We start from the raw sequence: 12,917 nt of genomic DNA on the forward strand, positions 1-12,917 counted from the left end.
GCCCACTCTGATTACTATAGTCCATCGGCGCCGCGTGGTTCTAGCTGCGGTGTGTCAGAATGCCGTCAACCAGGCCGTATTCCACGGCTTCTTCCGCGGTCATAAAGCGATCGCGCTCGGTGTCGCGTTCGATCTGCTCCAGCGGCTGGCCGGTATGCTCGGCCATCAGTTCGTTCATGCGCGCTTTCACCTTAAGGATTTCACGCGCGTGGATTTCGATGTCCGTCGCCTGGCCCTGGTAGCCGCCCAGCGGCTGGTGAATCATCACGCGCGAGTTCGGCAGGCAGAAACGTTTGCCTTTGGCACCCGCGGTCAGCAGGAAGGAGCCCATCGAGCACGCCTGGCCCATACAGATGGTGCTGACGTCCGGCTTGATGAACTTCATGGTGTCGTAAATCGACATGCCCGCGGTGATCACCCCGCCCGGCGAGTTGATGTAGAGGAAAATGTCTTTTTCCGGGCTTTCCGCTTCGAGGAACAGCATTTGCGCCACGATCAGGTTGGCCATGTGATCTTCCACCTGGCCGGTCAGGAAAATGATGCGCTCTTTCAGCAGGCGGGAATAGATGTCGTAAGAACGCTCCCCGCGTGAAGTCTGCTCTACCACCATCGGCACCAGCGCCATGTTCGGTGCAAATTGATCTCGTTCGCCACTGTATGACATTACCGTCTCCTAATAGAAATTGCCTTGGCGGCCAGGGTGTCACCCTAATACGCCGATTCTACTTGAGAACGGCCATGATGACTATGCTCAAGCATTCGACCCGCGCCACACGTACCCGACGGTTATTTCATCCCGCGCACTTTGGCAAACAGCCCCAGAATTATTCTTAACAGATTGGGGGATCCCGGCGCGATTTCAAGCCCAGAGGCCGATTTTCTCCGCACGCCGAAAACGATGCCGTTATTCTGACCGTTATCATGCCAGCCAGTTCCCCAGGCAACAGGGTAAATATAGTGCATATTGCCCCGCTTAACCTGAGATTAATCAGCAACGTGGCAAAAAGAAAAGCCCGCAACCTCAGGTTGCGGGCTTTTTCATCGTGCGCCGGTTCGCCAGGCGAAACCGGGGGCGCCGTTCATCGCGCCCGGCACGCCGGCATTACGCCTGTTGAGTCTGGTTCATCAGCTCGCTGAAGGTAGTGGCTTTTTCAGTCACTTTCGCTTTTGCCAGCAGGGCTTCAACCGCTTGCTCTTCCAGAGCCACGTTGCGCATGTTGTTCATCAGCTCTTTGTTTTTGCTGTAGAACTCGATGACTTCGCTCGGATCTTCGTAGGCAGAAGCCATTTCTTCGATCAGCGTCTTCACGCGGTCTTCGTCAGCTTTCAAATCGTTGGTGCTGATCACTTCGCCCAGCAGCAGGCCAACCACTACGCGGCGTTTCGCTTGCTCTTCGAACAGCTCGCGTGGCAGTTCCAGCGCTTGCTTCTCGTTGCCGCCGAAACGCTGTGCAGCCTGACGACGCAGTACGTCGATTTCGCCGTCGATCAGGGCAGCAGGCACGTCGATTTCGTTCGCGCTCACCAGACCGTCGATCGCCTGAGACTTGATGCGGTTACGCACGGCGCCTTTCAGCTCGCGCTCCATGTTCTTGCGAACTTCGGTGCGCAGACCGGCAACGGAACCGTCCGCCACGCCGAAACGCTTGATGAACTCTTCGGTCAGTTCCGGCAGCTCGCGCTCTTCAACTTTCTTCAGCACGATAGCGAATTTGGCCGCTTTACCCTTCAGGTTTTCCGCGTGGTAATCTTCCGGGAAGTTCACGTCGATGGAGAACTCTTCGCCCGCTTTGTGACCGACCAGGCCTTCTTCGAAGCCTGGGATCATGCGGCCCTGGCCCATTGCCAGTACGAAGTCGGACGCTTTGCCGCCTTCGAACTCTTCACCGTCGATAGAACCGGTGAAGTCAACGGTCACGCGATCTTCAGCTTCCGCTGCGCGATCGGTTTCTTTCCAGGTCGCCTGCTGCTTGCGCAGGGTGTCCAGCATCGCGTCGACGTCTTCGTCGTTCACTTCAACCACAGGTTTTTCAACTTCGATGTTTTCCAGGCCTTTCAGCTCAACTTCTGGATACACTTCGAATTCAACGGCGAAAGTGAAGTCTTCACCTTCTTTGTACTCGCCCGGCACGTAGTTTGGTGCGCCGGCCGGATTAATCTTTTCTTTGATGATCGCGTCAACGAAGCTGCGCTGCATCGCTTCGCCCAGCACGTCCTGACGAACAGAGGCGCCGTAACGCTGTTCCACGATGTTCATCGGCACTTTGCCTTTGCGGAAGCCGTCGATACGCACGCTTTTCGCAGCGTTGATCAGCTCTTTCTTCACCGCCTGCTTGATAGTATCAGCCGGTACAGTAATAGAGAGACGGCGCCCAAGGCCTTGAGTGGTTTCTACTGAAACTTGCATCTTGTTACCTCAAAAAAATCACAGTGCTCGGTCAACTCCGTTCCAAGAACCAGGACGGCTACAAATAAGAACCGAGTTCCCTGATGACAGAAGCGTCCCGAAACCATTCCGGAAAAATAAGACGCGACATTATAGCGGCGCATGCATGGCGAGTCGAGGAAAGCTAGGCGGCGCAGGCGCGCTAAAACTCACACTTTTGCCGATTCAATCGCCAAAAGGCCGCCAAAACAGACCGAACGTTGGCCATATTGCGCGTCGGCCGTGTCGTCGTCAAAAACAGAAACGGCCCGCAGGCCGTTTCAAAATTCGTCAGTAGTAATACCCTAATTAGAGGGCAAAGTTCCACTGATACCTGAAAATTTCCCCCTCAGGCCAGCGTCCCGGCGCCGCGGCACGGCGGCGAGGCCGGCACGGTATCCTGCAAACCTTCCCACTCTTTGAGCGTATAGGTGTGCAGCGCCAGCGCGTGTACGCCATCAGCCAGTTCTTCCGACAGTACGCCGTAGATAGAGCGGTGACGCGTCAAAAACCGTTCGCCGACGAAGCGATCGCTGACCAATACCACTTTGAAATGACTTTCTGAACCCGCCGGAACGTTATGACGATAGCTTTCATCAACGACTTCCAGATACGCGGGCTCAAACGCCGCCCTTAACTTTGCTTCTATTTGCTCGCGAATCATAGGATCTCCTTACAACACCGGCAGAGGACCGTGCCCATCTAGTTCAATATTAGCCGGTTTTCCCCCGTTTAGACCATCGCTGGGACAAATTTCTCTTTTCTGCGGTCAGATGATGAGCGTCATCCCCGCCGCTTGGGGGATTATCCGATTGAGCGGGCCAAAAAAGCGTGTTTTTATCAACGGCAGGTAAAAATTTGTCACTCAGGCGCCTTCCGCGCTTCCACCGCACGGCGGCGATGCTATGATGTCGGCAATTTGTTGTCGGCTATCCCGCTCTGATTATTGCTAAATCCATCGAGAATGAGACAGAAAACATGTTAAAGAAACTTTGTCTTCCTTTGCTGGCCGCCCTGCTGCTGGCCGGCTGCGCGACCAGCAGCAACACCCTGAACGTCACCCCGAAAATCGTTCTGCCGCAGCAGGATCCTACCCTGCAGGGCATCACCATCAGCATCAACGGCGCGGATCAGCGCACCGATCAGGCGCTGGCCAAGGTGAATCGCGACGGCCAACTGGTCACGCTGACGCCATCGCGCGATCTGCGTTTCCTGCTGCAGGAAGTGCTGGAGAAACAGATGGGCGCTCGCGGCTACATGATCGGCGCCGACGGCCCGGTGGCGCTGCAGATCGTCGTCAATAACCTGTATGCGGACGTTTCCGAAGGTAACCTGCGCTACAACATCACCACCAAAGCCGACATCTCGATCATCGCCCAGGCGAAGAACGGCAACAAGCAGGTGAAAAATTACCGCTCGACGTATAACGTGCAGGGCGCCTTCACGGCCACCAACGAGAAGATCACCGACGCCGTCAACTCCGTGCTGGGCGACGTGATCGCCGACATGGCGCAGGACACCAGCGTCAACGACTTTATCAAGCAAAACGCGCGCTAATCGACGCGCCTTGCGCCGCCCGGCGGATCGGGCGGCGCAGACAGGGACCTCATGTCGAAACACTATCTGAACATCTTCACCCAGCGTAACTCCGCCATTCTGCTGCTGCTGGGCTTCGCGTCAGGTCTGCCGCTGGCATTGACCTCCGGCACGCTGCAAGCCTGGATGACCGTCGAAAACATCGATCTGAAGACCATCGGCATTTTCTCGCTGGTGGGCCAGGCCTACGTCTTCAAATTCCTCTGGTCGCCGTTCATGGACCGCTATACCCCGCCGTTTCTCGGGCGGCGGCGCGGTTGGCTGCTGATCAGCCAGCTGCTGCTGGTGGCGGCGATCGTGGCGATGGGCTTCATGCAGCCCGCGCAGCACCTGTGGTGGCTGGCGGCGTTGGCGGTGCTGGTGGCGTTCTGCTCCGCCTCGCAAGATATCGTGTTCGACGCTTATAAAACCGACCTGCTGAAAGCCGAAGAGCGCGGGGCGGGTGCGGCGATCTCGGTGCTGGGCTACCGGCTGGCGATGCTGGTTTCCGGCGGCCTGGCGCTGTGGCTGGCGGATCGCTATTTCGGCTGGCAGGCCACCTACTGGCTGATGGCCGGGTTGATGCTGATCGGCGTGGCCGCCACGCTGATGGCGCCGGAGCCGGATGAAAGCATCCCGGCGCCGCGCACCATGGAACAGGCGGTCGTCGCGCCGCTGCGTGATTTCTTCGGCCGCAACAACGCCTGGCTGATCCTGCTGCTGATCGTGATGTACAAAATGGGCGACGCCTTCGCCGGCAGCCTGAGCACCACGTTCCTGATCCGCGGCGTGGGGTTCGACGCCGGTGAAGTCGGGCTGGTCAACAAAACGCTCGGCCTGTTCGCCACCATCGTCGGTGCCCTGTTCGGCGGCGTGCTGATGCAGCGTCTCACCCTGTTCCGCGCGCTGATGCTGTTCGGCGTCCTGCAGGCGGTCTCCAACCTCGGGTATTGGATCCTGGCGGTGACCGACAAGAGCCTGCTCACCATGGGCAGCGCCATCTTCCTCGAAAACCTGTGCGGCGGCATGGGCACCGCGGCCTTCGTGGCGCTGCTGATGACGCTGTGCAACCGTTCGTTCTCCGCCACCCAGTTCGCGCTGCTGTCGGCGCTGTCCGCCGTGGGGCGCGTCTATGTCGGCCCGATCGCCGGCTGGTTCGTCGAAGCCCACGGCTGGCCGTTGTTCTACCTGTTCTCTATCGCCGCCGCCCTGCCCGGCTTGCTGCTGCTCGGCATCTGCCGCCAAACGCTGGAACACACCCAGCAACATGGCGACTTTCTGCCGCGTACCGAGTTTTCCGGATCTTACCGCTGGGCGCTGCGCCTGCTGACGCTGGGCTGTTCGCTGTTGGGCCTGTGGTTGCTGTTACTGATCGCCAATGCGCTGGACTGGACGCAGGCACCGCAGTTGGCCGATCGGCTGCTGCAGGTCGGCGCCGCGCTGAGCCTGCTCGGCGTCGCGATGGGCAGCGCGCTGGATTACCTGGCCCTGCGCCGCACCCGTTTGGCATAATCTGACCGGCCGGCGATTTCGCCGGCCGAAAAAAAAGCGATCCGCAGGTATATTTATTTGGTAAAAAAAGATAATCGACGCGGAAATTATTTTTTTATCCGACTGCCGCACTCGGAAATAAAATTAAATTCACTTTTAAGACACAATTATTTTACATTAAATAAACCTTTTCTGCGTATTTCCCCGCCGCGCATTTCTTCGCCAAATTCATCATACCTTTAGTTTTCCTTAACATACGGACTGCTCGTCACGATTCAGCGTGCCAACGCGTTGTTGTCATTGGTAAATTGTCACGCAGGGTTACATCTGTGACCCCCTTAACAGAAAGTGTCAACAAGCCGCTGACACTCCCTTAAGCATGTTTACAGTACTGCAACCTTCCCGTAAAATGCCCGCACACATGAAACGACAATTGAGCCTTTGTTATTGAGGTCGTTAGATGAGACTTAAGAAATACAATAAAAGTATTGGGATGCTGTCATTAATCGCAGCCACTGTATTGCTCAGTGGTTGCGATATGGTTTTGATGAATCCCAAAGGAGCAATTGGTGTTGAGCAACGGACACTGATTATCACTGCAATCGCGTTGATGTTGATCGTGGTGGTGCCAGTTATCTTCATGGCGTTCGCCTTTGCCTGGAAGTATCGCGCTTCCAACAAAGACGCCAAGTACAGTCCGAACTGGGCCCACTCCAACAAGATCGAAGCGGTCGTCTGGACCATTCCTATCATTATCATCGCCATCCTTGGCACCATTACCTGGAAGACTACCCACGAACTCGACCCGTTCAAGCCGATTGTCACCGACAAGAAGCCGATGACGATCGAAGTGGTGTCGCTCGACTGGAAATGGCTGTTCATCTACCCGGAACAAGGCATTGCGACCGTTAATGAGCTGGCTTTCCCGAAAGATGTTCCAGTCGAATTCAAGATCACCTCTAACTCGGTAATGAACTCGTTCTTTATCCCGCAGTTGGGTGGACAGATTTATGCGATGGCCGGCATGCAGACCAAACTGCACCTGATCGGCAACGAAGCCGGTGCCTACAAGGGCATCTCCAGCAGCTACAGCGGCGCAGGCTTCTCCGGTATGAAATTCACCGCGATCGTTACCCCGACCGAAGGCGACTTCGATCAGTGGGTGGCCAAGGTGAAGGCATCGTCTAAAAACCTGAACACCACCGACGACTTTAACAAACTGGCAGAGCCGAGTGAAAACAACCCGGTTGAGTACTTTGCCGCTGTCAAACCGAATTTGTTCAAAGAAACAATTGCCAAATTCATGGGTGACATGGATATGCACAAGGGCGCTGGCGCGCACGAAGGCATGGACATGAGCCAAGGTATGGACATGGGTGAACATGCTGCTCACGCCGGAGCCGAGGAATAACTGATGTTGGGAAAATTAACACTTGATGCGGTTCCGTACCACGAACCGATCATCATGGTCACCGTAGCCGCAATTATTGTCGGGGGCCTGGCAGTGCTGGCGCTGCTGACATATTTCGGCAAATGGAAGTGGCTGTGGAGCGAATGGCTGACTTCGGTCGACCATAAAAAAATTGGTATCATGTACATCATCGTGGCGATGGTCATGCTGCTGCGCGGCTTCGCCGACGCCATCATGATGCGTAGCCAGCAGGCGTTGGCGTCCGCCGGCGAAGCCGGGTTCCTGCCGCCGCACCACTACGACCAGATCTTCACCGCGCACGGCGTTATCATGATCTTCTTCATGGCGATGCCTTTCGTGGTCGGCCTGATGAACGTCGTGGTGCCGCTGCAAATCGGTGCGCGCGACGTCGCCTTCCCGTTCCTGAACTCCCTGAGCTTCTGGTTCTTCGTGGTGGGCGTTGTGCTGATCAACATCTCCCTGGGGGTCGGTGAGTTCGCTCAGACCGGTTGGCTGGCGTATCCGCCGCTGTCGGGTAAAGAGTACAGTCCTGGCGTCGGGGTCGATTACTGGATCTGGAGTCTGCAGATTTCCGGTCTGGGTACCCTGCTGACCGGCGTGAACTTCTTCGCCACCATTCTGAAGATGCGTGCCCCTGGCATGCCTATGATGAAGATGCCGGTGTTCACCTGGGCGGCCCTGTGTACTAACGTCCTGATCATCGTTTCTTTCCCAATTCTGACCGTCACCATCGCGCTGCTGACCCTGGATCGCTATCTGGGCACCCATTTCTTCACCAATGATATGGGCGGCAACATGATGATGTACATCAACCTGATTTGGGCCTGGGGTCACCCAGAGGTGTATATTCTGGTTCTGCCGGTGTTCGGCGTGTTCTCCGAAGTCACCGCGACCTTCTCCAGAAAACGCCTGTTCGGCTATACCTCACTGGTATGGGCAACCATTGCGATCACCGTTCTGTCGTTCATCGTCTGGCTGCACCACTTCTTCACCATGGGGTCCGGCGCGAACGTTAACGCCTTCTTCGGTATCGCCACCATGATCATTTCCATCCCGACCGGGGTGAAAATCTTCAACTGGCTGTTCACCATGTATCAGGGCCGTATCAAGCTCAACTCCGCGATGCTGTGGACCGTTGGCTTCATCATCACCTTCTCCGTGGGTGGTATGACCGGCGTTCTGCTGGCGGTGCCGGGCGCGAACTTCGTGCTGCACAACAGCCTGTTCCTGATCGCTCACTTCCACAACGTCATCATCGGCGGCGTGGTGTTCGGTTGCTTCGCGGGCCTGACCTACTGGTTCCCGAAATCCTTCGGCTTCACGCTGAACGAAAAATGGGGCATCCGCGCGTTCTGGTTCTGGATTATCGGCTTCTTCACCGCCTTCATGCCGCTGTACGCATTGGGCTTTATGGGCATGACCCGTCGTATCAGCCAGAACATCAACCCTGAGTTCCACCCTCTGCTGCTGGTTGCAGCCGGCGGTGCGGCGCTGATCGCCTGCGGCATCCTGTGCCAGCTGATCCAGATCTTCGTCAGTATCCGTGACCGCGAACAGAACCGCGATCTGACCGGTGACCCATGGGGTGCTCGTACTCTGGAGTGGTCAACTTCGTCTCCACCGCCGTTCTATAACTTTGCCGTAGTGCCGCAGATTCATGACCGTGATGAATTCTGGGACATGAAAGAAAAAGGTGAAGCTTATAAGAAACCGGCTAAATACGAACCGATTCATATGCCTAAGAACACCGGCGCCGGCGTTATCATCGCCTTCTTCAGCCTGGTCTTCGGTTTCGCAATGATTTGGGAAATCTGGTGGATGGCTCTGGCCGGCTTCATCGGTATGATCGTTGTCTGGATCGGCAAGAGCTTCGATCACGATGTTGACTACTATGTGCAGGTTGATGAAATCGAGCGCATTGAGAACCAACACTACGAACAAATCCGTAAAGCAGGCGTGAACCATGTCAACTGATACTCTGACCAATCATAACGCAGCCCATGCAGAGCATGGGCACCACGATGCGGGTGAGACCAAAGTCTTCGGATTCTGGATCTACCTGATGAGCGACTGTATTTTGTTTGCGAGCTTGTTCGCAACTTATGCAGTCCTGGTGAACGGGACCGCGGGCGGTCCCTCAGGCAAAGACATCTTCGACCTGAAGTTTGTCCTGGTCGAAACTTTCCTGCTGTTGTTCAGCTCCATCACCTACGGCATGGCGATGATCGCCATGAACAAGGGTAAAGTTGGCGGTGTAAACACCTGGCTGTTCCTGACCTTCCTGTTTGGTCTGGGCTTCGTGGCGATGGAAATCTATGAATTCCATCACCTGATCGCCGAAGGCTTCGGTCCGGATCGCAGCGCGTTCCTGTCCAGCTTCTTCGCGCTGGTCGGCACCCACGGTCTGCACGTAACTTCCGGCCTGATTTGGATCATCGTGATGATGATTCAGGTGAGCAAGTTCGGCCTGACCGCAACCAACAAAACCCGCCTGATGTGCCTGAGCCTGTTCTGGCACTTCCTGGATGTGGTCTGGATCTGCGTATTTACCGTTGTCTACCTGCTGGGGGTTATGTAATGAGCCATTCATCCCATGAAACCTCTCACGGCGGCGCAAGCCACGGCAGCGTGAAGTCATACCTGGTCGGCTTTATCCTGTCGATCATCCTGACGGTAATTCCATTTGCGATGGTAATGAACGGCACTGCCTCTCATTCCACCATCCTGGCGGTTGTTGTCGGTATGGCGGTTATCCAGGTGATTGTTCACCTGGTTTACTTCCTGCACATGAACACCTCATCGGAAGAGCGCTGGAACCTGGTGGCATTGCTGTTCACCGCTATGATCATCGGTATCGTTGTTGTAGGTTCACTCTGGATTATGTACAACCTCAACATCAATATGATGGTCGATTAAGAGCTGAGCTGCACGTGATGATTAAGCAATACCTGCAAGTCACTAAACCAGGAATTATTTTCGGCAATTTAATTTCTGTCGTTGGGGGATTCCTGCTCGCTTCCAAAGGGAGCATCGACTATCCCCTGTTTCTCGCCACCCTGGTGGGTGTCTCGTTGGTGGTCGCGTCGGGCTGTGTGTTTAACAACTACATCGACCGCGACATCGACAAGAAAATGGAGAGAACGAAGAATCGGGTGCTGGTAAAAGGCCTGATCGCGCCGAGTGTCACCCTGGTTTATGCGACCGTGTTGGGTATTGCGGGCTTCGCGTTGCTGTATATCGCGGCCAATCCGCTGGCCATGTGGCTGGCGGTGATGGGCTTCGTGGTTTATGTCGGCGTTTACAGCCTGTACATGAAACGCCACTCGGTCTACGGCACGCTGATCGGCAGCCTGTCGGGCGCCGCGCCGCCGGTTATCGGCTACTGCGCGGTGACCAACGAGTTCGACGCCGGCGCGTTGATCCTGCTGGCTATCTTTAGCCTGTGGCAGATGCCGCATTCTTATGCGATCGCTATCTTCCGCTTTAAAGATTACCAGGCGGCCAACATTCCGGTGCTGCCGGTGGTGAAAGGCATTTCCGTCGCCAAGAACCACATCACGGTCTACATCTTGGCATTTATGATCGCCACGCTGATGCTGACCCTGGTAGGTTATGCCGGCTATAAGTACCTGATCGTCGCTGCGGCGGTGAGCGTATGGTGGCTCGGCATGGCGCTGCGCGGTTACAAGACCGAAAACGACAGCGTCTGGGCGCGTAAACTGTTCGTGTTCTCCATCGTCGCCATCACCTCGCTGAGCGTGATGATGTCGATCGACTTCAGCGCCACGGCGGCGCCTGAAGCGCTGGTGACCTACGTTTGGTAAGCCAAATCATCTGTGAATGGGCCGCTTTTGCGGCCCATTTTATTTGTCACGCCGAAAAGCGGCCGAACTGTAATATCTGTTAAACAACATTCGATTTACCCCCCCTGCCCTGCACACTAAAATGACGCAGCTTTACAGAAGTCATGCCATCAGGCGCTGTTTCAACGTCTGATGGCATGGTTTTTACCGAGGTTTGATGTGAACGATAATTCAATGACCCCGCAGGAGCGCCGCGCCACCTGGGGATTGGGCACCGTATTCTCCCTGCGCATGCTCGGCATGTTTATGGTATTGCCGGTGTTGACCACCTACGGCATGGCGCTCAACGGCGCCAGCGAAGCGCTGATCGGCATCGCCATCGGCATCTACGGCCTGGCGCAAGCGGTGTTTCAAATCCCGTTCGGCCTGGTGTCCGATCGCATCGGCCGCAAGCCGCTGATCGTCGGCGGCCTGCTGATCTTTGCCCTCGGCAGCGTGATCGCCGCCGCGACCGATTCGATCTGGGGCGTGATCCTCGGCCGCGCGCTGCAAGGCTCCGGCGCGATCGCCGCCGCGGTCATGGCGCTGCTCTCCGATCTGACCCGCGAGCAGAACCGCACCAAGGCGATGGCGTTTATCGGCGTCAGCTTCGGCATCACCTTCGCCATCGCCATGGTATTGGGCCCTATCATCACCCACGCCTTCGGACTGCATGCGCTGTTCTGGATGATCGCCGTACTGGCGCTGGCCGGCATTGTCATCACCCTGGCGGTAGTGCCTTCCGCCGACACTCACCTGCTGAACCGCGAGTCCAGCATCGTGCGCGGCAGCTTCCGCAAAGTGCTGAACAACTCGCGCCTGCTGAAGCTCAACTTCGGCATCATGTGTCTGCACATTCTGCTGATGTCGAGCTTCGTGGCGCTGCCGCTGGCGATGGAAAAAGCCGGGCTGGCGGCCAACGAACACTGGATCGTCTACCTAGTGACCATGCTGGTATCGTTCGCCGCCGTGGTGCCTTTCATCATCTATGCCGAAAAATATCGCCGCATGAAGCAGGTCTTTATGGGCTGCGTGGCGGTGCTGTTCTGCGCCGAAGTGCTGCTGTGGCTCTCCGGCGCGCACCTGTGGGGCATCATCGCCGGCGTGCAGCTGTTCTTTATGGCCTTCAACGTGATGGAAGCCATTCTGCCTTCGCTGATCAGCAAAGAGTCACCGGCCGGCTACAAGGGCACCGCGATGGGGGTCTACTCCACCAGCCAGTTTATCGGCGTGGCGATAGGCGGCAGCCTCGGCGGCTGGCTGTACGGTTTGCAGGGGGCGGGCCTGGTGTTTATCGCCGGCGCCGTGCTGGCCGCGCTCTGGTTCCTGGTCAGCAGCACCATGAAAGAACCGCCGTATGTCAGCAGCCTGCGCATTACGCTGTCGGAACTGGCGGTGAAGGATTCGGCGCTGGAAAGCCGCCTGAAGGCGCAGCCCGGCGTGGCCGAGGCGATCGTAGTGCCGGAAGAGCGCAGCGCCTACGTCAAGGTGGATACCAAGCAGACCAATCGCGGTCAGCTGGAAGCGCTGGTCAATTCGCTGTAAAGAATCAGGGCCGGCAATGCCGGCCCCGTAGAGATTAATCGCGGAAGTTCTTGAACTGGAACGGCTGCCCCAGATCGCCGCCGCGCACCAGCGCCATCACGCTCTGCAAATCGTCGCGTGACTTACCGGTCACCCGCACCTCTTCGCCCTGGATCTGCGCCTGCACCTTCAGCTTGCTGTCTTTGATCAGCTTGACGATTTTCTTCGCCACAGAGGTTTCAATCCCCTGCTTCAGCTTGGCTTCCACACTGTAGGTTTTACCGCTGTGGGTAAACTCTTCCGGGATCTCCAGCGCAGCGCCGTCGATGCTGCGCTTGCTCAGCTTTTCGCGCAGAATGTCGAGCAGCTGCTGCACCTGGAAATCAGACTCGGTGGCAACCTTGATGCTTTGGTCTTTCTCGTTTAGCTCAAAGCTGGCCGGCACGTTGCGAAAATCCCAGCGGGTGCCGAGATCGCGGGTGGCGTTCTCAACGGCGTTACGCACTTCCTGCATATCAATTTCGGAAACGATGTCGAAAGATGGCATACTTCTTCCTCCTGAATGAGTGCCTAATAGCTTAGGCGATTTTGATGCCGAGCATGATAACCGCTTTGCCGCCTCAGACAA

12 protein-coding genes are annotated in these 12,917 nt (G+C 56.6%); 8 read left to right on the forward strand and 4 right to left on the reverse strand.

Going from position 1 to position 12,917, the window contains the following annotated elements; translation table 11 throughout:
- Positions 1–40: 40 nt before the first annotated feature.
- From clpP to bolA, 3 genes are all read right to left on the reverse strand, one after another.
- Complete coding sequence (gene clpP, locus GF111_RS07840; protein WP_016928858.1) at positions 41–664, reverse strand: ATP-dependent Clp endopeptidase proteolytic subunit ClpP; 624 nt, start codon at positions 662–664, stop codon at positions 41–43.
- Positions 665–1,102: 438 nt separating this feature from the next.
- Positions 1,103–2,407, reverse strand: a complete 1,305-nt coding sequence (gene tig / locus GF111_RS07845; protein WP_004940358.1) for a trigger factor — start codon at positions 2,405–2,407, stop codon at positions 1,103–1,105.
- A gap of 367 nt (positions 2,408–2,774) precedes the next feature.
- The gene (gene bolA, locus GF111_RS07850) at positions 2,775–3,089 is read right to left on the reverse strand and encodes a transcriptional regulator BolA (RefSeq protein ID WP_004940361.1); all 315 of its coding nucleotides are present in this window, start codon (positions 3,087–3,089) and stop codon (positions 2,775–2,777) included.
- Positions 3,090–3,403: 314 nt separating this feature from the next.
- Between bolA and GF111_RS07855 the strand changes: the two genes are divergently transcribed.
- The 8 genes from GF111_RS07855 to GF111_RS07890 all read left to right on the forward strand — a co-directional run bounded on the left by GF111_RS07855 (position 3,404) and on the right by GF111_RS07890 (position 12,310).
- Complete coding sequence (locus GF111_RS07855) at positions 3,404–3,982, forward strand: lipoprotein (protein ID WP_025160064.1); 579 nt, start codon at positions 3,404–3,406, stop codon at positions 3,980–3,982.
- Positions 3,983–4,033: 51 nt separating this feature from the next.
- Positions 4,034–5,512, forward strand: coding sequence for a muropeptide MFS transporter AmpG (gene ampG / locus GF111_RS07860; RefSeq protein ID WP_047728716.1), 1,479 nt, complete (start codon positions 4,034–4,036; stop codon positions 5,510–5,512).
- 439 nt (positions 5,513–5,951) lie between these two features.
- Entirely contained in the window at positions 5,952–6,902 is a 951-nt protein-coding gene (gene cyoA / locus GF111_RS07865) for a cytochrome o ubiquinol oxidase subunit II (protein WP_025301763.1), read from the forward strand.
- A gap of 3 nt (positions 6,903–6,905) precedes the next feature.
- Complete coding sequence (gene cyoB, locus GF111_RS07870; protein ID WP_033637313.1) at positions 6,906–8,897, forward strand: cytochrome o ubiquinol oxidase subunit I; 1,992 nt, start codon at positions 6,906–6,908, stop codon at positions 8,895–8,897.
- On the forward strand, positions 8,887–9,501 hold the full coding sequence (locus GF111_RS07875) for a cytochrome o ubiquinol oxidase subunit III (protein ID WP_147190125.1): 615 nt from the start codon (positions 8,887–8,889) through the stop codon (positions 9,499–9,501). The genes cyoB and GF111_RS07875 overlap by 11 nt, the downstream gene beginning before the upstream one ends.
- Positions 9,501–9,839 carry a cytochrome o ubiquinol oxidase subunit IV gene (locus tag GF111_RS07880; protein ID WP_019454195.1) on the forward strand — a complete coding sequence of 113 codons (339 nt, stop codon included), beginning with the start codon at positions 9,501–9,503 and terminating at the stop codon, positions 9,837–9,839. Before GF111_RS07875 ends, GF111_RS07880 begins: the two co-directional genes overlap by 1 nt.
- Before the next feature lie 17 nt (positions 9,840–9,856).
- On the forward strand, positions 9,857–10,747 hold the full coding sequence (gene cyoE, locus GF111_RS07885; protein WP_015376842.1) for a heme o synthase: 891 nt from the start codon (positions 9,857–9,859) through the stop codon (positions 10,745–10,747).
- A gap of 198 nt (positions 10,748–10,945) precedes the next feature.
- Entirely contained in the window at positions 10,946–12,310 is a 1,365-nt protein-coding gene (locus tag GF111_RS07890; RefSeq protein ID WP_162419849.1) for an MFS transporter, read from the forward strand.
- Between the two features lie 34 nt (positions 12,311–12,344).
- Here GF111_RS07890 and GF111_RS07895 read toward each other — a convergent pair whose 3' ends face one another.
- The gene (locus GF111_RS07895) at positions 12,345–12,836 is read right to left on the reverse strand and encodes a YajQ family cyclic di-GMP-binding protein (protein ID WP_025301759.1); all 492 of its coding nucleotides are present in this window, start codon (positions 12,834–12,836) and stop codon (positions 12,345–12,347) included.
- Between the last annotated feature and the right edge of the window lie 81 nt (positions 12,837–12,917).

Origin of the sequence: Serratia sp. HRI (assembly GCF_010119335.3) — a bacterium.
In the GTDB taxonomy this organism is placed as follows: Bacteria; Pseudomonadota; Gammaproteobacteria; order Enterobacterales; family Enterobacteriaceae; genus Serratia; species Serratia nevei.